General features: G+C 64.0%; 26 protein-coding genes and 1 other RNA gene. 13 read left to right on the top strand and 14 right to left on the bottom strand.

The window, feature by feature from the left end; translation table 11 throughout:
* The first annotated feature begins 36 nt into the window (after nucleotides 1-36).
* On the top strand, nucleotides 37-537 hold the full coding sequence (locus RHIZ70P_RS04490; RefSeq protein WP_115669195.1) for a DUF4405 domain-containing protein: 501 nt from the start codon (nucleotides 37-39) through the stop codon (nucleotides 535-537).
* 18 nt (nucleotides 538-555) lie between these two features.
* Here the strand turns inward: RHIZ70P_RS04490 and RHIZ70P_RS04485 are convergent, their stop codons facing one another.
* Nucleotides 556-1,683 carry an ATP-dependent DNA helicase gene (locus RHIZ70P_RS04485; protein ID WP_028735485.1) on the bottom strand — a complete coding sequence of 376 codons (1,128 nt, stop codon included), beginning with the start codon at nucleotides 1,681-1,683 and terminating at the stop codon, nucleotides 556-558.
* A 198-nt stretch (nucleotides 1,684-1,881) separates the two neighbouring features.
* Here RHIZ70P_RS04485 and RHIZ70P_RS04480 point away from each other — a divergent pair, with 198 nt between their 5' ends.
* The 3 genes from RHIZ70P_RS04480 to RHIZ70P_RS04470 are packed head-to-tail and all read left to right on the top strand — an operon-like array spanning nucleotide 1,882 to nucleotide 3,582.
* Nucleotides 1,882-2,253 carry a hypothetical protein gene (locus tag RHIZ70P_RS04480; RefSeq protein ID WP_115669194.1) on the top strand — a complete coding sequence of 124 codons (372 nt, stop codon included), beginning with the start codon at nucleotides 1,882-1,884 and terminating at the stop codon, nucleotides 2,251-2,253.
* Nucleotides 2,237-2,791 carry a sigma-70 family RNA polymerase sigma factor gene (locus RHIZ70P_RS04475; protein WP_115669193.1) on the top strand — a complete coding sequence of 185 codons (555 nt, stop codon included), beginning with the start codon at nucleotides 2,237-2,239 and terminating at the stop codon, nucleotides 2,789-2,791. The genes RHIZ70P_RS04480 and RHIZ70P_RS04475 overlap by 17 nt, the downstream gene beginning before the upstream one ends.
* Nucleotides 2,788-3,582 carry an anti-sigma factor family protein gene (locus tag RHIZ70P_RS04470; protein ID WP_115669192.1) on the top strand — a complete coding sequence of 265 codons (795 nt, stop codon included), beginning with the start codon at nucleotides 2,788-2,790 and terminating at the stop codon, nucleotides 3,580-3,582. Before RHIZ70P_RS04475 ends, RHIZ70P_RS04470 begins: the two co-directional genes overlap by 4 nt.
* A 55-nt stretch (nucleotides 3,583-3,637) precedes the next feature.
* Here RHIZ70P_RS04470 and RHIZ70P_RS04465 read toward each other — a convergent pair whose 3' ends face one another.
* Nucleotides 3,638-4,459, bottom strand: a complete 822-nt coding sequence (locus tag RHIZ70P_RS04465) for a hypothetical protein (protein ID WP_147293962.1) — start codon at nucleotides 4,457-4,459, stop codon at nucleotides 3,638-3,640.
* Nucleotides 4,460-4,669: 210 nt separating this feature from the next.
* Nucleotides 4,670-5,263, bottom strand: a complete 594-nt coding sequence (locus RHIZ70P_RS04460) for a LysE family translocator (protein WP_115669506.1) — start codon at nucleotides 5,261-5,263, stop codon at nucleotides 4,670-4,672.
* A 148-nt stretch (nucleotides 5,264-5,411) separates the two neighbouring features.
* Here RHIZ70P_RS04460 and RHIZ70P_RS04455 point away from each other — a divergent pair, with 148 nt between their 5' ends.
* Complete coding sequence (locus RHIZ70P_RS04455) at nucleotides 5,412-6,257, top strand: aldo/keto reductase (RefSeq protein WP_115669190.1); 846 nt, start codon at nucleotides 5,412-5,414, stop codon at nucleotides 6,255-6,257.
* Between the two features lie 145 nt (nucleotides 6,258-6,402).
* Nucleotides 6,403-6,855: a metalloregulator ArsR/SmtB family transcription factor gene (locus RHIZ70P_RS04450; protein ID WP_419178268.1), complete on the top strand. Its 453-nt coding sequence runs from the start codon at nucleotides 6,403-6,405 to the stop codon at nucleotides 6,853-6,855.
* 103 nt (nucleotides 6,856-6,958) lie between these two features.
* On the opposite strand, the gene ilvN is transcribed toward RHIZ70P_RS04450, so the two are convergent.
* Complete coding sequence (ilvN, locus tag RHIZ70P_RS04445; RefSeq protein WP_115669189.1) at nucleotides 6,959-7,531, bottom strand: acetolactate synthase small subunit; 573 nt, start codon at nucleotides 7,529-7,531, stop codon at nucleotides 6,959-6,961.
* A 22-nt stretch (nucleotides 7,532-7,553) separates the two neighbouring features.
* Nucleotides 7,554-9,332, bottom strand: a complete 1,779-nt coding sequence (locus RHIZ70P_RS04440) for an acetolactate synthase 3 large subunit (RefSeq protein ID WP_115669188.1) — start codon at nucleotides 9,330-9,332, stop codon at nucleotides 7,554-7,556.
* Nucleotides 9,333-9,680: 348 nt separating this feature from the next.
* Between RHIZ70P_RS04440 and RHIZ70P_RS04435 the strand changes: the two genes are divergently transcribed.
* Nucleotides 9,681-11,897, top strand: a complete 2,217-nt coding sequence (locus RHIZ70P_RS04435) for an ATP-binding protein (protein WP_115669187.1) — start codon at nucleotides 9,681-9,683, stop codon at nucleotides 11,895-11,897.
* Between the two features lie 240 nt (nucleotides 11,898-12,137).
* Here the strand turns inward: RHIZ70P_RS04435 and miaA are convergent, their stop codons facing one another.
* Nucleotides 12,138-13,031 carry a tRNA (adenosine(37)-N6)-dimethylallyltransferase MiaA gene (gene miaA, locus RHIZ70P_RS04430; protein WP_181903941.1) on the bottom strand — a complete coding sequence of 298 codons (894 nt, stop codon included), beginning with the start codon at nucleotides 13,029-13,031 and terminating at the stop codon, nucleotides 12,138-12,140.
* Here miaA and serB point away from each other — a divergent pair.
* Nucleotides 13,030-13,920: a phosphoserine phosphatase SerB gene (serB, locus tag RHIZ70P_RS04425; RefSeq protein WP_115669186.1), complete on the top strand. Its 891-nt coding sequence runs from the start codon at nucleotides 13,030-13,032 to the stop codon at nucleotides 13,918-13,920. The genes miaA and serB overlap by 2 nt on opposite strands.
* Nucleotides 13,921-13,940: 20 nt before the next feature.
* On the top strand, nucleotides 13,941-14,486 hold the full coding sequence (locus RHIZ70P_RS04420) for a GNAT family N-acetyltransferase (protein ID WP_115669503.1): 546 nt from the start codon (nucleotides 13,941-13,943) through the stop codon (nucleotides 14,484-14,486).
* A gap of 119 nt (nucleotides 14,487-14,605) precedes the next feature.
* Here the strand turns inward: RHIZ70P_RS04420 and RHIZ70P_RS04415 are convergent, their stop codons facing one another.
* Nucleotides 14,606-15,367, bottom strand: a complete 762-nt coding sequence (locus RHIZ70P_RS04415) for a TylF/MycF/NovP-related O-methyltransferase (RefSeq protein WP_115669185.1) — start codon at nucleotides 15,365-15,367, stop codon at nucleotides 14,606-14,608.
* Between the two features lie 274 nt (nucleotides 15,368-15,641).
* On the opposite strand from RHIZ70P_RS04415, the gene RHIZ70P_RS04410 reads away from it, so the two are divergent.
* On the top strand, nucleotides 15,642-18,029 hold the full coding sequence (locus RHIZ70P_RS04410; RefSeq protein ID WP_115669184.1) for a putative bifunctional diguanylate cyclase/phosphodiesterase: 2,388 nt from the start codon (nucleotides 15,642-15,644) through the stop codon (nucleotides 18,027-18,029).
* A gap of 57 nt (nucleotides 18,030-18,086) precedes the next feature.
* Here the strand turns inward: RHIZ70P_RS04410 and RHIZ70P_RS04405 are convergent, their stop codons facing one another.
* The 7 genes from RHIZ70P_RS04405 to RHIZ70P_RS04375 form a co-directional block, all read right to left on the bottom strand.
* Nucleotides 18,087-19,628 carry a Do family serine endopeptidase gene (locus RHIZ70P_RS04405; protein WP_115669183.1) on the bottom strand — a complete coding sequence of 514 codons (1,542 nt, stop codon included), beginning with the start codon at nucleotides 19,626-19,628 and terminating at the stop codon, nucleotides 18,087-18,089.
* A gap of 100 nt (nucleotides 19,629-19,728) precedes the next feature.
* On the bottom strand, nucleotides 19,729-19,914 hold the full coding sequence (locus RHIZ70P_RS04400; RefSeq protein WP_115669502.1) for a DUF2065 domain-containing protein: 186 nt from the start codon (nucleotides 19,912-19,914) through the stop codon (nucleotides 19,729-19,731).
* An 8-nt stretch (nucleotides 19,915-19,922) separates the two neighbouring features.
* Complete coding sequence (gene hflC, locus RHIZ70P_RS04395) at nucleotides 19,923-20,858, bottom strand: protease modulator HflC (RefSeq protein ID WP_115669182.1); 936 nt, start codon at nucleotides 20,856-20,858, stop codon at nucleotides 19,923-19,925.
* Nucleotides 20,859-20,860: 2 nt separating this feature from the next.
* A complete protein-coding gene (hflK, locus tag RHIZ70P_RS04390; RefSeq protein WP_115669181.1) occupies nucleotides 20,861-21,958 on the bottom strand; it encodes an FtsH protease activity modulator HflK in 1,098 nt (365 codons plus the stop codon).
* A gap of 146 nt (nucleotides 21,959-22,104) precedes the next feature.
* The gene (locus tag RHIZ70P_RS04385) at nucleotides 22,105-22,629 is read right to left on the bottom strand and encodes a dihydrofolate reductase (RefSeq protein WP_115669180.1); all 525 of its coding nucleotides are present in this window, start codon (nucleotides 22,627-22,629) and stop codon (nucleotides 22,105-22,107) included.
* A gap of 32 nt (nucleotides 22,630-22,661) precedes the next feature.
* Nucleotides 22,662-23,456, bottom strand: coding sequence for a thymidylate synthase (locus RHIZ70P_RS04380; RefSeq protein WP_115669179.1), 795 nt, complete (start codon nucleotides 23,454-23,456; stop codon nucleotides 22,662-22,664).
* A gap of 88 nt (nucleotides 23,457-23,544) precedes the next feature.
* Entirely contained in the window at nucleotides 23,545-23,853 is a 309-nt protein-coding gene (locus tag RHIZ70P_RS04375) for a DUF2853 family protein (RefSeq protein ID WP_115669178.1), read from the bottom strand.
* Between the two features lie 213 nt (nucleotides 23,854-24,066).
* On the opposite strand from RHIZ70P_RS04375, the gene RHIZ70P_RS04370 reads away from it, so the two are divergent.
* The 3 genes from RHIZ70P_RS04370 to RHIZ70P_RS04360 all read left to right on the top strand — a co-directional run bounded on the left by RHIZ70P_RS04370 (nucleotide 24,067) and on the right by RHIZ70P_RS04360 (nucleotide 25,820).
* Entirely contained in the window at nucleotides 24,067-24,783 is a 717-nt protein-coding gene (locus RHIZ70P_RS04370; RefSeq protein WP_115669177.1) for an AprI/Inh family metalloprotease inhibitor, read from the top strand.
* Between the two features lie 20 nt (nucleotides 24,784-24,803).
* Nucleotides 24,804-25,170, top strand: a transfer-messenger RNA (tmRNA) gene (gene ssrA, locus RHIZ70P_RS04365).
* A gap of 140 nt (nucleotides 25,171-25,310) precedes the next feature.
* Nucleotides 25,311-25,820 (top strand): SspB family protein, encoded by a 510-nt coding sequence (locus tag RHIZ70P_RS04360; protein ID WP_115669176.1) that lies wholly within the window; start codon nucleotides 25,311-25,313, stop codon nucleotides 25,818-25,820.
* Nucleotides 25,821-25,858 lie beyond the last annotated feature (38 nt).

Below are 25,858 nucleotides of genomic sequence, written 5' to 3'. Positions count from 1 at the left end.
ACTGTGACGTATACTCAACAACAAAAGGGTCCTCCCATGCCCACCTTCCTTTCCCGCTACGCCACACCCTTCACCACCGGGCTCTTCCTCGTCTCGCTCGTGTCGGGTATCGCGCTGTTCTTCCACTTCGGCACCTCCGCTTTCCGCGAGATGCATGAATGGCTGAGCATGGTGCTGATCCTACCCTTCGTCCTGCATATCTGGAAGAACTGGCGGCCGTTCCTGATGTATTTCAAGCGTCCGCCGATGGCGATCGCCCTCGGCCTGTCGCTCGCCGCCGGTCTCGCCATGGCCTGGCCGGCGCTGACCGGGGAAACCTCCGTTTCGCCGCAAGTCGCCATGATCGAGCTCGTCGCCAATGGTACGCCGGCCCAGGTCGCACCGCTCTACAACGAGACGGAAGAGGCCTTCATCGCAACCTTGAAGGAAAAGGGCTTCACCGCGGCTGAAACCGGCAAGTCGCTGGTCGACATCGCCACCGCATCCGGCAAGGGCGAGCGCGACGTCGTCATGACCTTGACCGCCCTGAAGCAGTAACTTGTCCGCGGCAGGCGTTCACCGGACGATGGTGAGCGTCTCCGCCGCGCGGGTGACCGCCGTATAGAGCCAGCGTTCGCGGGTATCGCGAAACGCCCAGCTCTCGTCGAACAGCACGACGTCGTTCCACTGCGACCCTTGAGCCTTGTGCACGGTCAGCGCGTAGCCATAGTCGAATTCGTCATAGCGCTTGCGCGTGGCCCACGGGATCTCCGCATCCACGTCCTCGAAGGCGGCCTTCAACAGCTTGATCTTGGCCGCGCCGCGATCCATGTCGTCGTCTTCAGGCTTGATCAAAAGGTTGATGCCCGGCTTCACCGTCTCGCGCGACGAGGTCATCACCTGCCACAGCGAGCCGTTGAGCAGCCCCTTCACCTGGTCGTTCCTGAGGCATACGAGCTTGTCGCCCGCCTGCGGATAATCGACCGTGAAGCCTTTCAGCTCGCGCAGACGCTTGTTGTAGCGCCGCCGCGTCTTGTTGGTGCCGACCAGCACCTGATCGGCCCCCAGAACCAGATCCTGCGTCACCTCGTTCTTGGAGATCACCTTGGCGGTGCCGTAGTCGCCATACATGATCTCCTTGCCCTCGCGCACATGCATGGCGAGCTGGATGATCGGATTGTCCCGCGCCTGGCGATGGATGTCGGTGAGCAGATAGTCCGGCTCCTGGTCGGTGAAGAAGCCACCACCGGAGACCGGCGGCAGCTGGCCGGGATCGCCGAGCACCAGGATCGGCGTACCGAAGCTCATCAGGTCGCGGCCGAGCTGTTCGTCGACCATCGAGCATTCGTCGATGACGATCAACGCCGCCTTGGCGAGCGGACTCTGCCGGTTGATGGAAAACATCGGCGCGATCGAGGTGCGGCCCGTCTCCTCGTCCTCCACGGCTTCCTCGCCGCGCGGCCGGTAGATCAGCGAATGGATGGTCCGGGCATTGGTCGCGCCACGCGAGCGCAGCACCTGCGCCGCCTTGCCGGTAAACGCCGCAAACAGCACCTCGCCATCGACATTTTCGGCGAAATGCCGGGCAAGCGTGGTCTTGCCGGTGCCGGCATAGCCGAACAGGCGAAACACCGGCTGCTTGCCCTCCTTCAGCCATTTGGCAACGGCTTTCAGGGCTTCGTCCTGCTGGGGTGCGAACTGCATGCCCGGTGCTTGGCAGGATTCCCCCGCCTTGGCAAGGCAAAGGCCGGCTCTCGGCCCGACCGTCCAACGGTTTGCGACGGGTCTCACCATGCTGAAAAAATTCGCGCCCAGGCGGGAATAAAACCGACCCTTGCGATGTCTCATGCACAGGCAAGCCCAGGACGGCGCCTGCCGCAAACCTCTTCGGAGAAGACATCCATGAGAAAACGCATTCTCCTTACCGTCGCGCTCGCCGCCTTTGCCGGCTCCGCGCTCGCCGCCCCGGTCAAGACCGTCAAGAGCGGCAAGGGCCAGGTCGTCGCCGCCGACAACGGCATGACCCTCTACACCTTCAAGAACGACAAGAAGGGCGTCTCTAACTGCTACGACGATTGCGCCAAGAACTGGCCGCCCTTCATCGCCGCTTCCGGTGCCAAGGCCGAAGGTGCATATTCGCTGGTGACCCGCAAGGACGGCGCCATGCAATGGGCCAAGGACGGCAAGCCGCTCTACTTCTGGGTCAAGGACATGAAGGAAGGCGACGCCACCGGCGACGGCGTGAAAGGTGTCTGGGATGCCGCAAGGCCCTGACGGCAATAACCGGAAGCCGGGGAGTTCCTCCCCCGGCTCCGGCCCGTTCGAGAGCGACGTGCTCGCGCTGCTGCCGCAGCTCAGGCGCTATTCGCGCAGCCTTGCCCGCTCGGAAGCCGAGGGTGACGACCTCTTGCAGGATTGCGTCGAGAAGGCGCTCGCCAACCGGCGTCACTGGCGCGGCGTCAACCTCAAGGCCTGGACCTATGCGATCATGACCAATCTCTATCGCAATCGTTATCGCCAGCGCGCGCGCCATCCCGCCGTCAGCATCGATGAGGCGGCCGAACTGCCGGCAGCCGAGGTTCACGGCGACCCGCTCGAGCGCGACCGGCTGGTGGCGGCCCTCGACAGCCTGCCGGAGGAGAACCGCGCCGTGCTGATGCTGGTCATCGTCGAGGGCTACGGCTATCAGGAGGTGGCCGACATGCTCGATCTGCCGATCGGCACCGTCATGTCCCGCCTGTCGCGCGCCCGCCAGCGCCTGCGCGATCAACTGAACGACAGCAACATCATCTCGTTGCGGAGACCGCGATGACCGACAACAACATCCCCGTCAGCGAAGACGACCTGCACGCCTATGTCGACGGCTTTCTCGATCCGGATCGGCGGCTTGAGGTCGAGGCCTGGCTGGGCAAGAATCCGGATGCCGCCGCGATGGTTGCCGACTGGCAGCGGCAGAACGAGGACATCCGCGGCCTCTTTGCCGGCCGCGCCGAGGCACGGGCGGAAGATGCCACCCTTGTCTCCAGGGCGGGAAATCGGACGGATATTCGATCCGCTCGAAGCCAGGCGCGCCCTTGGCAGGCGGCCTCCGCCGTCATGCTCTTCGTCGGCGGCGCGATTGCCGGTCAGCTGGCTCCGCCGTACTTCACCGGCGCGCCGCAACCGGCGCTGCAGACCGCCGCCCTGCCCGACCAGTCGCGCTCGGCCTTCCTGATCTATGCCAGCGACATCCGCCATCCGGTCGAGGTCGGCGCCGACGAGCAGCAGCATCTCGCCGCCTGGCTCGGCAAGCGGCTTGACACGCCCTTGCGCATCCCGGACCTCTCGGCCCTCGGCCTTAAACTTGTCGGCGGCCGGCTCGTGCCGGTGTCCGGCAAGGCCGGCGCGCTGTTGATGTACGAGGACGATGCCGGCGAGCGGATCACGGTGCTGCTCGGCCGCAACGAGGAAAACCGCGAGACCAGCTTTCGCTATGCCAGCGACGCGGGCCTCGAGACCTTCTACTGGATCGACGGCCCGATCGGCTATGCCGTGACCGGCGAGATATCGCGTGAGCGGCTGCAGCAGGTGGCCGACGAGTGCTACCGGCAGTTCGAAACCTGACAGGGCCAGGCGGGCCGCAGGCACAGCCGACCCGCCTTCTGCCGTTCTCCCCCGGTTATTCGACGACCGCCAGAAAAACCTCCGCCGACGTGCCGCCGCCTTCCGTGCCGGCCGCGACCGCGACCGGCAGCTTCCCGGCCTTGGCCAGGTCCTCGGAAGACAGGGTCACGATCAGCAGGCCGGCATTCCTGAAAACGCTGTCCCTCTTCTTGCCGTCGACCTTGACCACCGACCGGGCATCAAAACCGCTGCCCTCCACCTTGAGCGCCAGGTCGGCGTCATGCACCTTCTTGGCGGACGGTTCGAGCCTGTCGATCTTCGGTCGCGGCACCACGGGTTTCTCCGCCGTGCGGAACACCGCCTTGAAGATTTCCTCCAGCTTGTCCGACGCCTCCTTGGCAAACATGCCGGCCAGGGCACCAAGTGCGGCAAAGCCGAAGGGATTGGCGGTGTCCATCACCGCGCCGTTGTCGGAGAGCGAGGCGGAGAACAGGCCGCCACGCACTACCATGTAGAGGAACAGCGCCAGCCCCATGCCGATCGGCACCTTCATCAGGTACCACCATGTCCAGTTCGCCTCATAGCGGCCAAGGCCGTGGAAATTGGCGTAGGAACGTGCCGCTGAAATCGCGCTGCCGAGCGCGCCCGAGACGAGCACGATCGACAGCAGCCGCACTTCCACCTGGTCGGTGAAGTTCCAAAGGGACCGCAGCTCGGGCGCCGTCTTGCCTTGCGGCGTATAGGGGCTCGGCCAGATCGCCACCAGCAGACAGGTCAGCAGAAGCGGCAGGATCAGCAGGTAGACGCCGAGCGCCAGTTCGAGCCGCTTTTCGACAATCGACGGCGCGAGCACGCGAGCCTCTTGCACCTTTTCCAAATCATCCGTCTTTGTTGAATGCGCCGTGTCGCCGACCATTGCACGCCCCGCCCCTTGGGTTCTGCCGCACCCATGGCCACGATACGCCAATCCCACCCGAATGCAACCTCTGCGCGCCTTATCCTAAATCTGCACCCATCCACTTTCGAGAACCGGATGACCTGTTCGGCAGCGGATCAAATTGCGGGCTGATGGGTTATCCCGCGCCCGTCAGCGCAGCATCGGCCAAAGGCTGGCCACGAGAAGCAGGGCCATGGTGATGTTGAACCATTTGAGCCGCGCCGGCACGGAGAGCCATTCGCGCAACACCGAGCCGAAACCCGCCCAGGTGGAGACACTGGGAAGGTTGACCGCCGCAAAGACCACACCGACGATGATCACGCTCGACAGATAGCTCTGGTCGTCGACATAGACCGTCATTGCCGTGACGGCCATGACCCAGGCCTTTGGATTGACCCACTGGAAGGCGGCGGCGCCGAGAAACGTCATCGGCCTGCCGCTGGTCGATCCCTCGCCCAGCGTCCGCGACGAGCCGATCTTCCAGGCGATGGAGAGCAGGTAAAGACCGCCGGCGATCTTCAGGCCGGTATAGAGAACCGGCACGGTTGCGAGCAAGGCGCCAAGCCCGAGGCCGACGCCGATCAAGAGCGACAGGAAGCCCGCGCCAATGCCGAGCATATGCGGGATCGTCCGGCGGAAGCCGAAATTCACCCCCGAGGCGAACAGCATCATGTTGTTCGGCCCCGGCGTAATCGAGGTGGCGAAGGCAAAGGTAACAAGTGCCGTCAGGGTCGCGGTATCCAAGAAGACTCTCCCGAAGAAATCTGCGACACGATAGTCGCGGACAAGACGGCCCGCCACCGTCGATTTGTCACCATGGCAATCGTCCGATCTTGCAAGCGTCGGGCACTCGATTAAGCTGGCCACCCGCCAAGCGACGACGAGAGGCTCCATGCACGACCCGATCCCGACCGTCACCCTGCCTTCCGGCACCACCGTCCCGGCGCTCGGTCTCGGAACCTGGCAGATGGGCGAGACCAAAGCCAGCGTCCGCGACGAGATCGACAGCCTGAGGCTCGGCCTTGACCTCGGCATGACGCTGGTCGACACGGCGGAAATGTATGGCGACGGGGAGGCCGAGCGGATCGTCGGCCGGGCGCTGGAAGACCGCCGCGACGCGGCGTTTCTCGTTTCCAAGGTCTACCCATGGAATGCCAGCCGGCACGGCACGATCGCCGCCTGCGAAGCAAGCCTTCAGCGGCTCGGGACCGACCGCCTCGATCTTTACCTTCTGCATTGGCGCGGCGAACACCCGCTCGAGGACACCGTCGCCGGCTTCGAGGCGCTGCGGGCCGCCGGCAAGATCGGCGCCTGGGGCGTGTCCAACTTCGATGTCGCCGACATGGAGGAACTGCTCGCCCTGCCCGGCGGCGAGAACTGCGCGGTCAACCAGGTGCTCTACAACCTATCGCGCCGCGGCATCGAGCATGACCTTCTGCCCTGGTGTCAGGCCCATGCCATTCCGGTCATGGCCTATTCGCCGATCGAGCAAGGCCGGCTTGTGCACCATCCGGAACTGATCCGCGTCGCCAAGGCCTACCAGGCCACGCCCGCCCAGGTGGCGCTGGCCTTCCTCCTCGAACGCGACGGCGTGATCGCTATCCCGAAATCCGCCAATCTGGCCCGCGTGCGCGAGAACCGCGACGCCGTCGACCTCGACATCAGCGACGAGGACTGGTCAACCCTCGACGCCGCCTTCCCGCCACCGGCACGCAAGACGCCGCTGGAGATGCTGTGAACGGATGCCCTCGATGATCGGCTGTTTGCTTCGTAGCAAATGAGTTGAAAACCTGAGCGTCAAGAGGCGTCGGGCTAGACGTTTCGGCAATTTCCTAATTATAGAAATTCCAACAACAAGGAACGCGACAAGACGGAGCGCAGGGTTGAAAAAGCAGACGAAGAAGGGTGCAGCCGCCAGTCGCGACGAACGTCGCATGCAGCAGGTCTTTCATGCGCTCTCCGCGCCACCGCGCCGGGCGATCCTCAAATACCTCGCGGCATCCAGCCTGACCGCCGGCGAGATTTCCTCGCGCTTCGACATGGCCAAACCTTCCGTGTCGCAGCATCTGACCATCCTTAAAACCGCCGGCCTGGTCAGTCGCGACAAGCGCGGCCAGTACGTACACTACGCCCTGGTCAAGCAGACGGTGGAAACCGCATTGATGGGATTGCTCACCGACCTCGGCGCCATGCCCCCCGCCGCCGAAGACAAGCCGCTCGCAGAACAGGATCCATCCTCCCCAACAGCAGGCCGCGCGCGCAAGTCAGGGGTGGCAACCGAGACTGATCTGCCCCCGGCCGAAAAGCCGGCACCGGCACAGATGTCGATGTTCTAGCACGACGGCGGCCCCATTTCGTTTTCTTGGGGCGCGCGCATGCGGAAACGGAACGGGCGCCGTCGAGGCGCCCGTCCTTTCTCATCTGAGCCTTGGACCGACCTCACATGCCCTGCGGGCCACGGTTCATCGCGGCGATCCCGGTACGGCAGATCTCGTTCAGGCCGAGCGGCTTCATGATCGCCACGAACTGGTCGATCTTCGACGACTTGCCGGTGATCTCGAAGATGAAGTGCTCGACCGTCGCATCGATGACCTTGGCCTGGAAGGCGTCGGCAAGGCGCAGGGTCTCGGCGCGCGTCTCGCCGGTGCCAGCCACCTTGACCAGCGCCACTTCGCGCTCGACCGGCCGCTCCTGGCCGAGGTCGCGGGCGCGCACCGTGAGATCCACAACCCGATGCACGGGCACGATGCGCTCGAGCTGCGCCTTGATCTGCTCGAGCACGCTCGGCGTGCCGCGCGTGACGATGGTGATGCGCGACAGATGCGCCTCGTGCTCGGTTTCCGAAACGGTGAGGCTTTCGATGTTGTAGCCGCGGCCGGAGAACAGGCCGATCACCCGGGCGAGCACGCCCGGTTCGTTGTCGACCAGGATCGATAGCGTATGGCTTTCGACGGCGGCGGTTTCCTTGGCGATGAAATAGGCCGAACCGGTGGGCTGCTGATGTGCGTTCATGTCTCTGTTCCTATTTCAATCGTCAAACCAGCTGGCGGCCCTTGGCGTCGATGGCGTTCGCCACCGCTTCGTCGGTCGCCTCGTCGGGCAGCAGCATTTCGTTGTGCGCCTTGCCCGACGGGATCATCGGGAAGCAGTTGGCGAGGTTGGCGACCCGGCAGTCGAAGATCACCGGCTTCTTGACGTTGATCATTTCGAGGATGGCGTCGTCGAGATCGTCGGGCTTTTCGCAGCGCAGGCCGACCGCACCATAGGCATCCGCCAGCTTGACGAAGTCCGGCAGCGCCTCGGTATAAGAGTGCGACAGACGGTTGCCGTGCAGCAGTTGCTGCCACTGGCGCACCATGCCCATGTACTGGTTGTTGAGGATGAAGATCTTGACCGGTGCCTCGTATTGAACGGCGCAGGACATTTCCTGGATGCACATCTGGATCGAGGCATCGCCGGCAATGTCGATGACCAGGCTTTCGGGATGGGCGATCTGGACGCCGATCGCCGCCGGGAAACCGTAGCCCATGGTGCCGAGACCGCCCGAGGTCATCCAGCGGTTCGGCTGCTCGAAGCCGAAATACTGGGCCGCCCACATCTGGTGCTGGCCGACTTCCGTGGTGATGTAGGTGTCGCGGTCCTGCGTCAGGGCCGACAACCGCTCGATGGCGTATTGCGGCATGATGACGTCCTTGGACGGCGTGTAGGCAAAGGAATTGCGGGCCCGCCATTTCTCGACGCTCGCCTTCCACTCGGCCGTCTGGGCGACGTCGGGCTTCTTCGGCAGCGCCCGCCACAGACGGACCATGTCCTCCAGCACGTGGCCGACATCGCCGGTGATCGGCACGTCGACACGGACGTTCTTGTGGATCGACGACGGATCGATATCGATGTGGATCTTCTTCGAGTTCGGCGAAAACGCGTTGAGCCGGCCGGTGATGCGGTCGTCGAAGCGCGCGCCGATGCAGACCATGACGTCGCAGTCATGCATCGCCATGTTGGCCTCGTAGGAACCGTGCATGCCGAGCATGCCGAGCCAGTTCTTGCCGGATGCCGGATAGGAGCCGAGGCCCATCAGGGTCGAGGTGATCGGGAAGTCGGTGAGTTCGACCAGTTCGCGCAGCAGCCTGGAGGCTTCCGGCCCGGAATTGACCACCCCGCCGCCCGAATAGATGATCGGCCGGCGCGCATTGGCCATCAGCTCGACGGCGGCACGGATGGCATTGATGTCGCCCTGCACCTTCGGCTGGTAGCTCTTCTGGATGATGTCGCTGGATGGCGGCGTATAGGTGCCGGTGGCAAACTGCACGTCCTTCGGCACGTCGACGAGGACCGGGCCCGGACGGCCGGACTGGGCGATGCGGAAGGCCTCGTGGATGATGCGGGCCAGATCGTTGACGTCCTTGACCAGCCAGTTGTGCTTGGTGCACGGCCGGGTGATGCCGACCGTGTCGCATTCCTGGAAGGCGTCGGAGCCGATCAGTGAGGTCGGGACCTGGCCGGAGATGCAGACGAGCGGAACGCTGTCCATCAGCGCGTCCTGCAGCGGCGTCACCGCATTGGTGGCGCCCGGCCCCGACGTGACCAGCATGACGCCGACCTTGCCGGTGGAGCGGGCATAGCCTTCGGCCGCGTGGCCGGCGCCCTGCTCGTGGCGCACCAGGATGTGCTGGATCTCGTCCTGCTGGAAGATCTCGTCATAGATCGGCAACACGGCGCCGCCCGGATAGCCGAAGATGTGCTCGACCCCGTTGTCCTTCAGCGCCTGGAGGACGATCTCGGCGCCCGTCATCTGATTGTCTTTGCCCGTCATGCCTCTTCCCGTCTCATTCTGTCTTGCTGGATTGTCGTCAAGGGGTTGCTACCCCGGTTTCGGCCATAAAAAAAGGCCCCTTTGAGGAGCCTGTTTGTCTGCGCATGGGTGGCTATCGCCGGATGGTTACACCACCCTGCCCATGCGCTTTCCCACCACGATAAGGATCTGCGAATTGTTCATGGAAAGAAGTGATAGACAGAATTATGGCAGGCGTCAACGCGGCCGGACCCAAAAACCGGTCCAAAACACCCGCAACCCCGCCGCACATGCAAAGATATCGCGACTTTCTTATACACCCTGTTAAAGCCTGAGACATTAGACTGTGACCCGACGAGGGAGCAGACATTGCGCAATAATGATCTCCAGACATCCGGCCAGGCCGGCGAACAGGATCGCCGCGACCAGCTGGCGCGGGGAAACCGCTTTCTCGGCCGCGTGGTTGCCTGCAACGGTTCGCGCGCGACGATCGCGGCCATCGCCGAGGCCGGCGGCACGGATCTGACCGAACTATGGTCGGTCGGCCGGCTGATCTCGATCACCGTCGGAGAGAACCGCGTCGTGGCGCTCGCGTATTCGATGCAGACCGGCACGAAGAACTGGGGCGAAGGCGAGGACAACACCTTCCTCATCGAGGTCGAACTGCTCGGCGAAGTGCATGTCGGCGAGGACGGCAGCGAACTCTTCTCGACCGGGATTTCGCGCTACCCCTATCTCGGCGCCATTGCCCATCGCATCCGCGCCGCCGATCTTCTGCGCATCTACGATACCCGCAAGGGCGACACCGCCGTGATCGGCAAGATCACCCAGGACGAGAGTATCGACGCGACCATCCACGTCCCCTCCATGCTGTCGAAGCATTTCGCCGTGGTCGGCTCGACCGGCGTCGGCAAATCGACCGCCGTCTCGCTTCTGTTGCGCAAGGCGATCGAGAGCGATCCCAAGCTGCGCGTGCTGATCCTCGACCCGCACAACGAATTCGCCGCCGCCTTCCCGGAGCACGCCGTCGTCATCGACACCGACACGCTCGACCTGCCCTTCTGGCTGATGCGGCTTGAGGAATTCGCCGAGGTCCTGTTCCGCGGCCGCCCGCCGGTCGCCGAAGAACTCGACATCCTGCGCGACCTGATGCCGGAGGCCAAGCGCGCCTTCCGCGGCAATGAGAGCGCGCTGATGCGCCGCTCCAGCGACAAGAGTTCGCTCACCGCCGACACGCCCGTTCCCTACCGCATCGCCGACCTGCTGGCACTGATCGACGAGCGCATCGGCCGACTCGAGGGCCGCGGCGAAAAGCCCATGCTGCGCTCGCTGAAGATGCGCATCATGGCGGCGATCAACGATCCGCGCTACCACTTCATGTTCTCCAACAACACGATCAGCGACACGATCATGGAGACGATCGCCCATATCTTCCGCATTCCGGGAGACGACCGGCCGATCTCGACCTTCCAGCTGGCCGGCATCCCGTCGGAAGTCGTCAACTCGGTCGCCTCCGTTCTCTGCCGCATGGCGTTTGAGCTGGCGCTCTGGTCGAACGGCGCGATCCATATGCTGGTGGTCTGCGAGGAAGCCCACCGCTACGTGCCCGCCGATCCCAATCTCGGCTTTTTCCCAACCCGCCAGGCAATCGCCCGCATCGCCAAGGAAGGCCGCAAATACGGCGTCTCGCTCGGCATCATTACCCAGCGTCCCGGCGAACTCGACCAGACCATCCTGTCGCAGTGCTCGACGCTGTTTGCCATGCGCCTTGCCAACGACCGCGACCAGGAGATCATCCGCTCGGCGATCCCGGATTCGTCCATTTCGACGACCAGCTTCATCTCCTCGATCGGCAACGGCGAAGCCATTGCCTTCGGCGAGGCCATCGCCGTGCCAATGCGCATGCGCTTTTCCCGCGTCGATGAAAGCCACCTGCCAAAGGCCAACGGCGCCACCGCCAAGACCTCCGACGACGGCCCCGACACGGTCGACCTGCGCACCATCGTCAGCCGCATGCGCGCCATTGCCGGCCCCGACATATCCGCCTTCCAGCAAAGTTTCGACGGCGGGCGATCCAGCAATGCCGACGACATGGACGAATACACGCCGGGCGGATCGACGGACGAACCGCCGAAGCCGGCGGCAGCCGAGAGCGCGCCGCTGCCCGACCTTCGCCACGACGCCACCTTCGAGGAAATCCGCCAGGCCCTGATGACGCCGCCGCCGCAATCGGCCCCGTCGGCCATGCGCCAGCCGGAACCGGCATTCGAGCACCCGGCTCCGCGGATTGATGCCCCGAAGCCCGACGCCGCGCCGCTCGACCGGCCACGGCTCGACACGCCGCCGATCGAACCCTACCGCCCCGACATGCTGCCGCGCACCGCTCTGTCGGACGAGCCTCCCCGCTTCACCCGCCGGCTCGACGATCCGGCAGACACGATCCGCGACCCCTATGCCGCCCGTCCCCAACCGCAGCCGCCGCTGGAGCGAACCGAGCCCGCCCCGCCCATCCGGCGCGAACCCGGCTCGTCGCTGCGCGAGAGCATCCTGAAGAAGCCGCTGTCGAGCCTCTACCGCAAGGATTGAGGCTCAGCCTTTGCCGCGAGTGCCGGCACCACACCGACAGCCGTCACCAAGTCGCAGCGCCTACCGACATCAGCGGACGCCTCAACGGTAGCCCTTACCCTGAGATGGGAGCGTAAGCACCCCTCGAAGGGGGGACGGATGGCCAGGCAATGACATTTGCGGCCGGATCCTTCGAGGCTTGGCCTTCGGCCAAGCTACTGAGCATGAGGGGGCGGCCCAGCATGAGACGTCCGCAGCCCCTCAGCCGATCCTCTCCCAGCTATCGTCCATCTGGTTGCGGAACCAGGTCATCTGCCGCTTGGCATATTGCCGGGTGGCGGCCGAGGCCGTCTCGACAACCTGATCCGGCGTCATCTCGCCCCGCAGCAGGGCGGCGATCTGCGATACACCGATCGCCTTCATCGCCGGCATTTCCGGTGAGAGCCCGAGCGCCAGCAGCGCCTCGACCTCCTCGACCGCGCCGTCGTCGAACATCCGCGCGAAGCGGCGATTGATGCGGTCGTGCAGCAGCTTGCGGTCCGGCAGCTTGACGATCTTGCGCGCCCGCTCGGGATCGACGATCACCGGCCCGCCCTGCCCTTGAAACACGGCAATCGAGCGGCCGGTCGCCTCCAGCACCTCCAGCGCCCGCACGATGCGTTGTCCATCCTGGCGGCCGAGCCGCGCGGCCATCGCCGGATCCCGGCTTTCGAGCTCCCGGTAAAGCGCCTCCGGCCCCTCCGCGATCAGTCGCTCACGAAGGCGCTTGCGGATTTCCGCCGGAATGGCCGGCATCTCGTCGAGGCCTCCGGTCAACGCCTTGAAATAGAGCCCGGTGCCGCCGACGATCACCGGCAGCGCGCCCTTTGCCTTCAGATCCGCGACCAGCCCCGCCACCTCCCTTAGCCAGTCGCCGGTCGAATAGGCAGCCCCCGCCGGCACATAGCCGTAGAGATGGTGCGGCACGCCCTCCATCTCCTCCTCCGAGGGCCGCGCGGTCAGCACCCTCAGCGTATCGTAGACCTGCATGCTGTCGGCATTGATGACCTGCCCCCCGTGCCGCTTTGCCAGTTCCAGCGCCAGCGCGGACTTGCCGCTGGCGGTCGGCCCGGTTATCAGGATCGCGTCGATGTCGTTTTCAGGATTTTTAATCATGGCCTTCGTTGCCACGCTTCTCGCCAATCCGTCAAATCCGATCCTTGAGCCCGCGCTCGCCGAGCGCGCCGCCGAGAGCCTCAAGGCGTCCGGCCTCTACTGGCTCGCCGACGGCATCGCCTGCGACATCGTGCTGAAGGACGGCACCGACGTAAAGGCCGCCGAGGCCGAGCTTCGCGCGCTGATCGGGATTGAGAAGATCGACGTCGCCCTGCAAGACGCCGACACGCGGCGCAAGAAGTTCCTGATCGCCGACATGGATTCGACCATGATCGGCCAGGAATGCATCGACGAGCTCGCCGCCGAGGTCGGCCTCAAGGACAAGGTGTCGCTGATCACCGCCCGCGCCATGAACGGCGAGATCGCCTTCGAGCCGGCGCTGCGCGAACGGGTCGCGCTCTTGAAGGGCCTGCCGATCAAGGTGGTCGACGAAGTGATCGAAAAGCGCATCACGCTGACCCCCGGCGGCCTCGAACTGATCGCCACGATGAAGGCCAGGGGTCACTACACCGCCCTCGTCTCCGGCGGCTTCACCGTCTTTACCGCACCGGTCTCCGCCCGCCTCGGCTTCCACGAGAACCGCGCCAACATCCTGCTGGAAAAGGACGGCATCCTCACCGGCGAAGTGGCCGAGCCGATCCTCGGCAAGCAGGCCAAGGTTGATGCGCTGATCGACATCTCCGCCCGCCTCGGCATCGACACCCACGAAGCGATTGCCGTCGGCGACGGCGCGAACGACCTCGGCATGCTGGAACTTGCCGGCTCCGGCGTCGCGCTTCACGCCAAGCCCTCGGTCGCCGCCCAGGCGAAGATCCGCATCGACCACGGCGACTTGACCGCCCTGCTCTACCTCCAGGGCTATCGCAAGACCGATTTCGTCACGCCCTGAGCAACCAGCCGAGAATGGCCATGGGACCGATCCTCGAAACGCCGCGGCTTATCCTACGCAACTGGCGCGACAGCGACCGCGACCTGTTTCGCGAGATCAACCGCGACCCGAAGGTGATGGAATTCTTCCCCTTCCGCCGCAGCGCGAAGGAAGCCGACGCGATGATGGAGCGCATCCGCGCCGTGATCGACGAGACGGGCCTCGGCCTCTACGCGCTGGAACTGAAGGAGAACGCCGAGCCGATCGGCTTCTGCGGCCTAGCCAGGGCCGGCATTTCCCCGGTCCTGCCGGAAGAGACCGTCGAGATCGGCTGGCGGCTGGCGACGCGGTTCTGGGGCAATGGCTACGTCACCGAAGCCGCCCGCGCGCTCATCGATTTCGGATTCGCCACAAAGGGCTTATCCGAAATCGTTTCCTTCGCGGTCGAAGCCAATACGCGTTCGATCGCAGTCATGCAAAGACTCGGCATGCGCCACGACGCGGATGGCGATTTCGACCACCCCCGCGTCCCCGACACCCATCCGCATCTGAAGCGACATGTCCTCTACCGGATCGGCCGGCCCTAGAGTTTGTCAGGGAAAAGTGGGAACCGGCTTTCCCGAAGAGACAAACGAAAACAACAGAGTTAGAGTCTGGCTGGTTCAGAATGAACCTGACAGACTCTAAGGCTTGAACAAGGGCGCGATCAGACGCCCTTGACGATGTAGCCGCCCGGCGCATTGGCCCAGGGGAAACGCTTGACCGGCGCGACGATGCCGTTCTTGCGGGCGAAATCGTCCCAGGCCCGCGTCTCGCCCGGCCATTTGCTCGTCGCATACTCGTCGAGGATCAGCACGCCGCCCGGCACCAGCCGGTCCCAGCAATGCTCGAGAATGGTCTTGGTCGGCTCGTAGATGTCGACGTCGACATTGATCAGGCAGAAGCGCGATTCCGGGTTCTGCTCCAGCCATTCCGGCAGGGTCTTGGAAATGTCGCCCTCGACGATCTGGCCGCGTCCGGTCGGCAGAACGCCGTCCTCATTGTGCAGTTTCAGGAGTTCGCGGAACTCGTCGAGGAAATTCTCGGAGCTTAAGCCCCCGACTTCCTTCTGCACGTTGGCGTCGAGTGCGCCGTCCTCTTCATGCAGGCTGGGGAAACCGGCGAAGCTGTCGAAGCCGATGACCTTCTTGTGGGTGGCGGTCGGGGTCAGGACCTCGATGAACTTGTGCCAGCTAAAGAAGGACTTGCCGTAGTAGACGCCGAAGTCGGCATAGTGCCCCGGCAGTTCCACGGTCAGCTTGAACAGCTCGTAATGCGCCAGCTGCCGAATGAACGAACGCCGGCTGACATAGGTCGGGAACAGGTCGAGATAGTGGCGCACGTCGTGCGGCCAGCGCGTGGTGATCTCGTTGAGCTTGCCGAAAAACTTGCTCTCGCCGTCCGAGGGGTAGAAAAAAGTGTCCTTCATGTCCGATGCGCCTTCCCGCTTGAACGCCTCCGGTCGACGCCGCCATCGAGCATGGGGCTTCTAATCGTCGCGGCGGCGCCTACCTTCTCAAGGGACCCTAGAGAGCGAAACTTGTCCCAGGCTGTGAGCTTCCCGGCGGCCAGAAAGCCCAAGGACTGCCGGATTTCGGCACACCCCGCCCGGCGTTAATCGTACGCTCACGCTGTTTTGATCTACCCTCCCGGCACGTCTCCGCTTTATCAGCTTTTAAGCACCTGCATTTATTCTAATATCCATGAGCACAAATGGATTTTCCCGGCTTGGCCATGCCCTGCGCCTTGCCGGCGACCGGTTTTTACGGTTGGGCGAAGCAGGCCAGACCGAGGCCGAAGCGGACCGCATCCGGGCGGTCCGCCTGTCGACGGTCTTGCACAACACGCCTTTGATGATGGGCGCCAACATCGCCAATGCGATCGTTGCGCTCGTCGCCTTTGCCGGCAGCGACCTGTTTGCCTGGGTCGCGCTCTGGGCAGTGCTCATCATGATCATCGCGGCCTATAACGGCATTGCAGCATGGCGCAACGGCAGGCTGCCACCGCGCCAGGTTGCGTCCCTTCGCGGCTCCCGTCAGGCGGTGGTCTTTGCCGCCGTGCTGAGCGGCCTCTGGGCAGCGCTGACCGTGATTTTCTACCCGCATGCCACCGACCACCAACGGCTGGTGATCGTCGCGATCAGCGTCGGCATGATGGGCGGCGGCGGTTTCGCCCTGGCGACGATCCCGCCGGCGGCCATCACCTTCAGCGTCCTCATGGGACTGGTATCGCTGCTGGCCCTTAGCGTCGCCAACGAAGCCGTGGGTTTCAGCCTGGTCGCGCTCTATGTGATCTATACGGCGATCATCGTGCGCTCGTCGCTGGCGCTTTGCGAGAACCTCACCATCCGCGTCCGTGCCCAGATGGCCTCCGACGAACAGCGCGACGTCATCGGCCTGCTGCTCAACGACTTCGAAGAGAACGCCGCTGACTGGCTGTGGGGTCTCGACGCCGAACTTCGCCTGCGGCGGGCCTCCCCGCGCCTCTTTGAGGAACTCGGTTGCACCGATGAGCAGGCCCGTCACCGGTTTCTCTGGGAGCTGCTCCCGTGTGACGGCTCGACTTGCGGTACGCCGTACAAACTGAATGGCGCGGAAAGCCTGCGCAAGCTGCTGACCAGCCATACCTCGTTCCGGGATGTCGAGGTCTGTGTCGTCCAGGACGGCGAACCGGGCGTCTGGTCTCTCAGTGCCAAGGCCATGTTCGACGCGGAGGGAAACTTCACCGGCTACCGTGGCGTCGGACGCAACGTGACCCAGGCGCGCGAGGCCCGCCGTCGGATCGAACACATGGCACGCCACGACAGCCTCACCAATGTGGGCAATCGCGTTCTGCTCAACGAGGGCCTGACCCGCGCGATCGACCGCCTGGAGCGCTTCGACGAGCACTTCTCGATCCTCCTTCTCGATCTCGACCGCTTCAAGCAGGTCAATGACACCCACGGACATGGCGCCGGCGACGAGTTGCTGCGCGAGGTGGCCAAGCTGCTGCAGTCGGTCTGCGGCGAGAGCGACACGCTCGCCCGGCTCGGCGGCGACGAATTCGCCGTCATCCACACGTCCATGCAGGATCCGCGCGCCGTCGCCGCCCTCGCCGACAGACTGGTCAATGCGCTCTCCCAACCCTTCCCGCTGGCTTCAGGCACTGCCCGTATCGGTGTCTCGATCGGCATTGCCTGTGCCCCGATCGATGGCCGCGACGCGGACGCCCTGATGCGGAACGCCGACCTTGCGCTCTATCGTGCCAAGGCCGATGGCCGCAATCGCTTCCACTTCTTCGATACCTCGCTCGACGCCGCCGCCCGCCGCCGCAACCTGATCGAGCAGGAACTGCGCGCCGCCGTGGCGGCCCGGTCCCTGACGCTTCATTTCCAGCCGCTGGTCGACAGCGGCAGCGGCCGGATCATCTGCGCCGAAGCCCTCCTGCGCTGGCACCATCCAACCCTTGGAACGATCAGTCCGACAGAATTCATCCCGATCGCCGAAGACATCGGCCTGATCGAAAAGATCGGCGCCTGGGCCATCCGCGAAGGATGTATCACCGCGGCCTCCTGGCCCCAGCCGATCCGGATCGCGGTCAATCTGTCGCCGCGCCAGTTCGCCGGGACGGGGCTCTACGCCGGCATTGCCGACGCCCTGCGCGACAGCGGCATGCCGCCGGCCCGCCTCGAGCTGGAAGTGACGGAATCGCTGCTATTGAAGACCAACGCACTCGTCGAATCTACGCTTGTCGCGATCACGGCCCTTGGCGTGCGCGTGGCGCTCGACGATTTCGGCACAGGCTATTCGTCACTCAGCTATCTGCGCAAATATCGCTTCGACAAGCTGAAGATCGACCAGTCCTTCATCTCCGACATCGAAACCAATGCCGACAGCCGCGCGATCGTCGATGCCATCATCCGGCTCGGGCACGACCTCGGCATGTCGGTTGCTGCCGAAGGCGTCGAGACCGAAGCGCAATACGACATACTGCGACGTCTCGGCTGTGGCGAGATCCAGGGCTACCTCGTCGGCCGGCCGATGCCGGGAGATGAGCTGGAGAAGATACTGACAAACGCACGTGAACCAGGAGTGATCCGCCAGATCGCCTGACGAACCAAGGCCGGAAGGAAGCAAATAGCCGTCTCCCCGTTGGCAGAATCTGCCGCCCTATTCGAGCGGAATGGCGACGTGGCGCAGATTGCCTTCGGCGTCCGAAATCATCACATAGGCATTGCGCCGGCCCTCGCTCTTCAGCGTGCTCAGCGTCTCGGCAACTGCCTCGGGCGTCTCGACGAATTCCTGCGCCACCTCGACGATCACCTGCCCCGGCTCGAGCCCCTTTTCCGCGGCGGGCGAGCCCGGCGTGACGGTGGTGATCACCACGCCTTCGACGCTCTCGGCGATCGCATAGGTCTTGCGGGAAGCATCGTCGAGCGGTGCGAGCTCGATGCCGATCGCCCCGAGGATCGCCGGCGACTGTGCGCCCGGCGCGGTCGGCGATTGCTGATCGCCGCCCTCATCCCCCGGCAAGGCTTCCTCACCTTCGCCTTCCGGTGTCAGCACGCCGTCCTCGGAGGACGCCACGACGGGCGCCTTCTCGTCTTCCAGCCGTCCGAGCGTCACGCTCAGGGTCTCTTCCTTGCCGTCGCGCAGCACGACCACCTTGACCTCGGCCCCGACCGCGCTCTCTGCGACGGTCCTGACGAGGTCGCGCGTGTCGTCGACCTCCTTGCCGTCAAACGACACGATCACGTCACCGATCCGGATCGGACCGTTCTCGACCGGACCGCCCTTGACCAGCCCGCTCACCAGCGCGCCGCGCGCCTTGCCGATCTTGAGGCTCTCCGCCACCTCGTCGGTCACCGGCTGGATGCGCACGCCAAGCCAGCCGCGCCGCGTCTCGCCGAACTCGATCAACTGCTTGATGACATTCTCGGCGAGCTCCGTCGGCACTGCGAAACCGATGCCGATCGAACCGCCGCTGGGCGAGATGATCGCCGTATTGATGCCGATCACCTCGCCGTTCATGTTGAAGAGCGGGCCGCCGGAATTGCCCTTGTTGATCGCCGCATCCGTCTGGATGAAATTGTCGTAAGGCCCGGCATTGATGTTGCGGCCGCTGGCCGAGATGATACCGACGGTGACCGAACCGCCGAGCCCGAACGGATTGCCGATCGCCATGACCCAGTCGCCGATGCGCATCTTGCGCGAATCGCCGAACTTGACGGCGGTCAGCGGCGCCGGCGGCTCGACCTTCAGCACCGAAAGGTCGGTCTTCGGATCGGTGCCGATCAGTTCGGCCTTGAGCTTGGAGCCGTCGGGGAAGATCACCTCGATGTCGTCGGCGCCCTCGATCACGTGGTTGTTGGTGACGACGAATCCCTTCGGATCGATGACGAAGCCGGAGCCCAGCGAATTGACCTTGTTACTGCCGCCGCCATCGCCGCGGTTCTTGAAGAAATCCTCGAACAGTTCCTGGAAAGGCGATCCTTCCGGCACCTGCGGTACGGGGCCGTCGCCTTCTTCCTTGACGCTCTGCGAGGTGGAGATGTTGACCACCGCCCCGAGCAGGCCCTGCGCCAGATCGGCCACCGATTCCGGCCCCTGGGCCATGGCCGCACGGCTCGAGCCGATCGCGCCGAGCGACAGTGCCGTGCCGAACAGCAGGGCCGCGATTGCGGTGCGGGACTTGGACGCGGTCCGGATCATGTGGTTTCCTCTGGATGAACAGACGTCTTCTTGGCCGAAGCATAAGGCGGAAAAATGAAAGTCGAAATCAATTTAGCAGGAAGCGCACGTGCCGCCCGGCCTAGCCGCGGACCAGCCAGACTATTCCGACACCAAGCGTGACGGCGACCAGGCCCGAAAGCCGCAGCTGTTCCGGCGGAATGGACGGCAGGAGACGCGCCATCCGCACAAGAAAACGAGGGGCCAGTGCATAGACCAGCCCCTCGAGGATCAGAAAGAAGGCAAAACCTGCGAGCAGATCCGCCATGGCGACCGTCAATTGCCGGTTGCCGGTACGGCGTTTGCTGCCGGTGCCGCAGGAGAAGCCGGAACAGCACCCTGCACGTCGTTGAAGAAGCGGAAGAAATCCGAATCCGGCGACAGCACCATGGTCGAACCGGAACCGCTCAGGGCCCCGGTATAGGCCCGCATCGAGCGATAGAACTCGAAGAAGGCTTCGTCGCGACCAAAGGCCTCGGCGAAGACGCGGTTACGTTCGGCGTCGCCCTGGCCTCGCAGGATTTCCGAATCGCGCTGCGCTTCCGCCTGCAGTTCGACAACCTGACGGTCGGCGATGGCGCGGCGGCGCTGGCCTTCTTCATTACCACGGGCGCGGATCAGTTCGGCCTCGGCCAGTCGTTCGGCCTTCATCCGCTCGAAGGTCTGTTGCGAGACCTCCTGCGTCAGGTCGGTCCGGCGAATCCGCACGTCGGAAATGGTGATGCCGAGCGATTCCGCATCGACCCTCAGGTCGTCGCGGACCTCCTGCATCATCGACGCGCGGGCGTCGGAAAGCGCCGATTCGAAGCCGCGCAGACCGTAGACGCGACGCAGCGATGCGTCGAGACGGGTGCGCAGACGCGATTCGGCGGATTCCCGGTCGCCCGAGACCGTTTCGCGGAACCGGCGGGGATCGGTGATCTTGTAGACGACGAAGGCGTCGACTTCATAGAACTTGCCGCCCGAAACCTGGACGCGGATATTGTCGAGATCGAAGCGCAGCGCCTGATCCTCGACATACTGGACGCGATCGGCATCGGCGAAGGCGAACGGCAGCTTGAAGTAAAGCCCCGGTTCGCTGTGGACGGCCTGGATCTGGCCGAAGCGGACCACGACCGCCTGCTGGCGTTCGTTGACGACGAAGACCGACGAATAGACCAGAAGCAGCACGGCCGCGAGGCCGATCAGCACATAGGCGAGACGATTGGACATGATCAATTGCCTCCCTGCGTCTGGGTCTGGCCCATGCGGCCGATTTCGTTGAGCGGCAGATAGGGTACGACGCCGTTCTGGTTTTGGTCGATGATCACCTTGTTCGAGTTCTTCAGAACCTGCTCCATGGTTTCCAGATAGAGGCGCTTGCGGGTCACGTCCGGCGCCTTGCTGTATTCCTCGTGAATGTCGATGAAGCGCTGGGCCTCACCTTGCGCTTCCTTGACGACGCGATCCTTGTAGGCGGCTGCCTCTTCGCGGATCTGCGCCGCCTGGCCTCGGGCCTGACCAAGCTGCTGGTTGGAGTATTTGTTGGCTTCCTCGACGAAGCGATCCTCGTCCTGCTCGGCGCGCTGCACTTCGTCGAAGGCGTCGGCGACCTCGCGCGGCGGGGCCGCATCCTCGATCGCCACGGCATTGATCGAAATGCCGGCACCGTAATTGTCCATCGTGCCCTGGATGATCGCCTTGACGTCGGCAGCGATCTGCTGGCGGGCGTCACGGAAAATGTCCTGGGCGGGACGACGGCCGACCACTTCGCGCATGGCGCTTTCGGCGACCTGCTGAAGGGTCAGTTGCGGAGCCTCGATGTTGAACAGGAAGGCGCGCGGGTCGCTCACGGTAAACAGCACCGAGAACTGCACATTGACGATGTTCTGGTCACCCGACAGCATCAGGCCGGCGCTCGACGAGGACGAGGCCTTTGCGCCGATATTCTGCTGCTGCTCTGTCACCTTGGTGATCTCGACGGTTTCCAGCGGCCAGACATGGAAGTGCAGGCCCGGCATGGCGATCTCTTCCTTCGGCTTGCCGAAACGCAGCTCGACGCCGCGCTCGTCCGGCTGGACCGTGTAGATCGCCTGGACCAGCCAGAAAGCAACCATCACCAGGCCGAGAATGACGAGGACGCCGCCATTGAAACCGCCCGGCACGATGTTCTTCAGCCGGTCCTGACCGCGCCGGATCAGATCCTCGAGATCGGGGGGCGTATTGCCGCCACCGCCGCCGCGCGGCCGGTTCGGCCCCTGCCCCCAGGGACCCTTGTTATCGCCGCCGCCGCCGCCCCATGGACCGCCGCCGTTCTGATTGCTCCAGGGCATTCATACCTCTTTGATTGAAATTCGCTCCCAATGCCTGCGCGGATGCCATCGGGCCCCTCGCGGACGTTAGTCCCGTTATAGGTACGGCCACCCGCGCTTTCAACGGAAAGCACTTAACTTCTTCGAGAGTTATGGGAAATAATGCGTTATGCCGCAGCTCTTCTGCGATAGACGGCGTAACGGGTCGGATAACTGTCCTTTTCGCCTGCGGGAAACGCCGCTTCCTCCACCAGCTCGAACAGGGCAGGATCGATCGCCGGAAAGACCGTGTCGCCGTCGATCACGGCCTCGACATGCGTCACATGCAGTTCGTCGCAAAGCGGCAGCGCCTGCCGGTAAATCTCGCCGCCGCCGGCAATGCAGACTTCGTCCACGCCCGAGGCGTGCGCGATCACCTTCGCGCGCTCCAGCGCCGCCTGAAGGCTCGCCTGCGTCTCGACACCCGGCATGTCGATCTTCGGCCCACGGCTGACGATCACGTGCGGCCGGCCAGGCAAGGGCTTGCCGCCGACCGCCTCGAACGTCTTTCGCCCCATGACCAGCGGCTTGCCCATGGTGAGCGCCTTGAACCGCTTGAGATCGGTCGACAGCTTCCACGGCATGTCTCCGTCGCGGCCGATCACGCCATTCTCCGCCATGGCGACAACGATGATGATCCTGGCTTCTGTCATTGTCCGCCCTTCGCGGGAACCAGCCACCGTCATCAGACGGCGATCGGCGCCTTGATGCTGGAATCGGCTTCGTAACCGTCGAGGCTAAAGTCTTCAAACTGAAAGGCAAACAGGTCGCGCACCTGCGGATTGATCCGCATCGTCGGCAGCGTCTTCGGCGTGCGAGACAGCTGTAGCTTCGCCTGCTCGAAGTGGTTGGCATAGAGATGCGCGTCGCCGAACGTATGGACGAAGTCGCCGGGCTCGAGATCCGTCACCTGCGCCACCATCATCGTCAGCAGCGCATAGGAGGCGATGTTGAACGGCACGCCGAGGAAGATGTCGGCCGAGCGCTGGTAGAGCTGGCACGACAGTTTCCCGTCGGCGACATAGAACTGGAACAGGCAATGGCACGGCGGCAGCGCCATCTCGTCCACTTCCGCCGGGTTCCAGGCGGAAACGATATGGCGGCGCGAATTGGGGTTCTTGCGGATGCCTTCGACCAGATTGGCGATCTGGTCGATATGGCCACCCTTGCCGTCGGGCCAGGAACGCCACTGCGCGCCGTAGACGGGGCCGAGATCGCCGTTTTCGTCGGCCCATTCGTCCCAAATGCTGACGCCGTGCTCCTTGAGATAGGCGATATTGGTGTCGCCCCTCAAGAACCACAGGAGCTCATGGATGATGGAACGCAGATGCAGCTTCTTGGTCGTGGTGACGGGAAAACCTTGCGAAAGGTCGAAGCGCATCTGGTAGCCGAACACCGAGCGCGTGCCCGTGCCGGTCCGGTCGCCGCGGTCGGAGCCGTTGTCCATTACGTGGCGCAAGAGGTCGAGATATTGCTTCATGATGTAGCCGCCGATTCCTGTTCGGCGGCGACATTAGCGCCCCAAGGCCGCCGAACCAAGACGGCGCGGCGGTTATCCAAGATTGGCGTCAGAGATCCTCGAGTTTTCCCAGTTCCTTGGCGACCAGATAATAGAAGGTCACGCGCGACTTGCTGTTGTCCTTCGCCATGATGGTGCAGACCGTGTCGACGGCCTTGTCGGCGGAGGGGCCGGTGACGCCGAGCTTCTTGCCGCACCACTTTTCCTTGACGCGGGCGAGCTCGTCCGGATCGGACGCGGATACGAGCGAGGAGTCGCGGTTGCGCAGGGCAATTCCGAGGTGGCGCACGATCTTGTTGACCACCGCCTCGTCGGCACCCGGGTCATAGTGCTTCACATCTGCAAGATAGTCCGTCATGGCCTTCTTCCTTTCGCTTGAACGCGGGCGTCTCATGCGCGCCCGCTTGAACAGCAGAATGTGAGAAGCGCTTGTGACCGTCAAGCGGCTTGGCTTGCCGCGACTGAACATGGCGAGAATTCGCCGGCACCAATTGAGTTTTGCCAAGAATCCGGCAATGAACGTAGTCCGGAACGCACGGTCGACAAGCCCGCCGGACGGAGGCACACGCGAATGGCATTCAAACGGCTCATCCTGGCATTGACGGCGGCGCTTTCCATGGCGACGGCTCCCCTTCCCGCCCGCGCCCAGTCCGGTGCGCCCCATCGCCTCGTCGGCATGTGGAATGTCGAGGCCGGCGGGCCGGTCGGAAAATGCCAGATCGAGTTGCAGAACCACACGTTCGCCGGACGCCTCGCCGCCCGCTCGATCCTGTGCATGGGGCCGCTCGCCTTCGTCAACGGCTGGGCGCCCGAGCGCAACGGCTTCATCCTCTTCGGCATTGACGGCCGCCCGATCGCGAGCCTCGCCCCGGCGCGCGGCATCATGAACGGCCGGCTCGCCGACGGTTCGCTGGTCGTCATGCGCCCGGCCGGCGGCCAGCGCATGGATGCCGCACAGCCGCAGACGGGCGGCGGCGCAAACCCCTGCTACATTCGCGAGGACACGGGCAAGTGCGTCGGCCCCGAGGACACGGTCGCGCCGCGCGGACCGCATCCGGTCCGGGTTTTGATCACCGGCCTGATGAACATCCGCCGCGAACGCAGCCTCGAAAGCCAGGTCGTCGGCCAGGTGAAGGCCGGCCAGTGCATCATCGTCAACGCCTGTTTCGACACCAAATGGGGCGTTCGCTGCGAGATCCCGATGGACGGCGGCGCAACCCGCGGCTTCATCCTCAAGTACTACGAAAAGAAGGGCCGCGACTATGTCGGCTTCGTCAATCGCTGCTGAGGAAAACTTCCTTTCGCTTGGCCCTTTTCATCGGCGAATGAAACACCTATATCTCCCTTGCCGGGGCTTGCTCCGGCTATGGCGATAAACGGTCGGTGTAATAAACCTATTGGACCCGGGGGCGGTACCCGGCGCCTCCACCAAAAACCGGTTGGTCATTTGACCGGCTTTTGATGGGGGCGAAATAGGATCGACAAGGGTGTAAAGATCGAACTTTTGCTCGGCATGATACCGCCGTTATCGGGTCACAAGTGTAGTTGCAAACGACAACAACGCTAAGGGTTATGCTCTCGCTGCCTAATGGCGGTGCGGGAAATCCGAACTAAGCCCTCAAGGTTAGCCCCTTGAGGCGGGGTCCGAAGGCACCTGGCAACAGAAGCCTTCACCTTCCCTCCCCTTTGCCTACCTTCCGTAATTCAAATCGTGTAATATGCTTGCTCATGACTCGGGTGACGGGGGCTTTCCCCGAATGCGGCGTCGTGGCATATAGCCGCGCGAAGACGCCAAGCAAGAGAAAGACAGGATCTATGGGGAACGACCATATTCGCTACGACATTCTGGCTCAGGACGCGCTGCGCGGCGTCATCCGCAAGGTATTGACCGAAGTCGCAGCCACCGGTCGTCTTCCGGGTGACCATCATTTCTTCATCACCTTCCTGACCGGCGCGCCGGGCGTGCGAATCTCGCAGCACCTGAAGGCCAAGTATGCCGAGCAGATGACCATCGTCGTCCAGCACCAGTTCTGGGACCTAAAGGTCACCGACAGCCTGTTCGAGATTGGCCTTTCCTTCTCCGACACCCCGGAAAAACTGGTCATTCCGTTCAACGCCATTCGCGGCTTCTACGATCCCTCCGTCAACTTCGAGCTCGAATTCGACGTGCCGCTGGCCGACGAGGGAGAGGAAGGCGCCGAGATCACCGCCTATCCGGTCGCCGCCGTCGAGCGCAGCGAGGATCAGTCCGAGCCGAAGGCCGGCGACGAGGAAAAGAAGCCCGGTTCGGTCGTCTCGCTCGACGCCTTCCGCAAGAAGCAGTAGGCCCAACAGCACCTGGGCGCCGCGAGCCGATCGCGCGC

This window comes from Paenirhizobium selenitireducens ATCC BAA-1503 (genome assembly GCF_900492185.1).
Classification (GTDB): Bacteria; Pseudomonadota; Alphaproteobacteria; order Rhizobiales; family Rhizobiaceae; genus Allorhizobium; species Allorhizobium selenitireducens_A.
Note: the sequence above shows the minus strand (reverse complement) of the source record. Positions and strands in the feature narration are given on the sequence as shown.

What these genes read in the sequence shown, in the direction of transcription:
- RHIZ70P_RS04490 (WP_115669195.1), top strand. Translation starts at nt 37, where the DNA reads ATGCCCACCTTCCTTTCCCGCTACGCCACACCCTTCACCACCGGGCTC.
- RHIZ70P_RS04485 (WP_028735485.1), bottom strand. Translation starts at nt 1,683, where the DNA reads ATGCAGTTCGCACCCCAGCAGGACGAAGCCCTGAAAGCCGTTGCCAAA.
- RHIZ70P_RS04480 (WP_115669194.1), top strand. Translation starts at nt 1,882, where the DNA reads ATGAGAAAACGCATTCTCCTTACCGTCGCGCTCGCCGCCTTTGCCGGC.
- RHIZ70P_RS04475 (WP_115669193.1), top strand. Translation starts at nt 2,237, where the DNA reads ATGCCGCAAGGCCCTGACGGCAATAACCGGAAGCCGGGGAGTTCCTCC.
- RHIZ70P_RS04470 (WP_115669192.1), top strand. Translation starts at nt 2,788, where the DNA reads ATGACCGACAACAACATCCCCGTCAGCGAAGACGACCTGCACGCCTAT.
- RHIZ70P_RS04455 (WP_115669190.1), top strand. Translation starts at nt 5,412, where the DNA reads ATGCACGACCCGATCCCGACCGTCACCCTGCCTTCCGGCACCACCGTC.
- ilvN (WP_115669189.1), bottom strand. Translation starts at nt 7,531, where the DNA reads ATGAACGCACATCAGCAGCCCACCGGTTCGGCCTATTTCATCGCCAAG.
- RHIZ70P_RS04440 (WP_115669188.1), bottom strand. Translation starts at nt 9,332, where the DNA reads ATGACGGGCAAAGACAATCAGATGACGGGCGCCGAGATCGTCCTCCAG.
- serB (WP_115669186.1), top strand. Translation starts at nt 13,030, where the DNA reads ATGGCCTTCGTTGCCACGCTTCTCGCCAATCCGTCAAATCCGATCCTT.
- miaA (WP_181903941.1), bottom strand. Translation starts at nt 13,031, where the DNA reads ATGATTAAAAATCCTGAAAACGACATCGACGCGATCCTGATAACCGGG.
- RHIZ70P_RS04420 (WP_115669503.1), top strand. Translation starts at nt 13,941, where the DNA reads ATGGGACCGATCCTCGAAACGCCGCGGCTTATCCTACGCAACTGGCGC.
- RHIZ70P_RS04415 (WP_115669185.1), bottom strand. Translation starts at nt 15,367, where the DNA reads ATGAAGGACACTTTTTTCTACCCCTCGGACGGCGAGAGCAAGTTTTTC.
- RHIZ70P_RS04410 (WP_115669184.1), top strand. Translation starts at nt 15,642, where the DNA reads ATGAGCACAAATGGATTTTCCCGGCTTGGCCATGCCCTGCGCCTTGCC.
- RHIZ70P_RS04405 (WP_115669183.1), bottom strand. Translation starts at nt 19,628, where the DNA reads ATGATCCGGACCGCGTCCAAGTCCCGCACCGCAATCGCGGCCCTGCTG.
- RHIZ70P_RS04400 (WP_115669502.1), bottom strand. Translation starts at nt 19,914, where the DNA reads ATGGCGGATCTGCTCGCAGGTTTTGCCTTCTTTCTGATCCTCGAGGGG.
- hflC (WP_115669182.1), bottom strand. Translation starts at nt 20,858, where the DNA reads ATGTCCAATCGTCTCGCCTATGTGCTGATCGGCCTCGCGGCCGTGCTG.
- hflK (WP_115669181.1), bottom strand. Translation starts at nt 21,958, where the DNA reads ATGCCCTGGAGCAATCAGAACGGCGGCGGTCCATGGGGCGGCGGCGGC.
- RHIZ70P_RS04385 (WP_115669180.1), bottom strand. Translation starts at nt 22,629, where the DNA reads ATGACAGAAGCCAGGATCATCATCGTTGTCGCCATGGCGGAGAATGGC.
- RHIZ70P_RS04380 (WP_115669179.1), bottom strand. Translation starts at nt 23,456, where the DNA reads ATGAAGCAATATCTCGACCTCTTGCGCCACGTAATGGACAACGGCTCC.
- RHIZ70P_RS04375 (WP_115669178.1), bottom strand. Translation starts at nt 23,853, where the DNA reads ATGACGGACTATCTTGCAGATGTGAAGCACTATGACCCGGGTGCCGAC.
- RHIZ70P_RS04370 (WP_115669177.1), top strand. Translation starts at nt 24,067, where the DNA reads ATGGCATTCAAACGGCTCATCCTGGCATTGACGGCGGCGCTTTCCATG.
- RHIZ70P_RS04360 (WP_115669176.1), top strand. Translation starts at nt 25,311, where the DNA reads ATGGGGAACGACCATATTCGCTACGACATTCTGGCTCAGGACGCGCTG.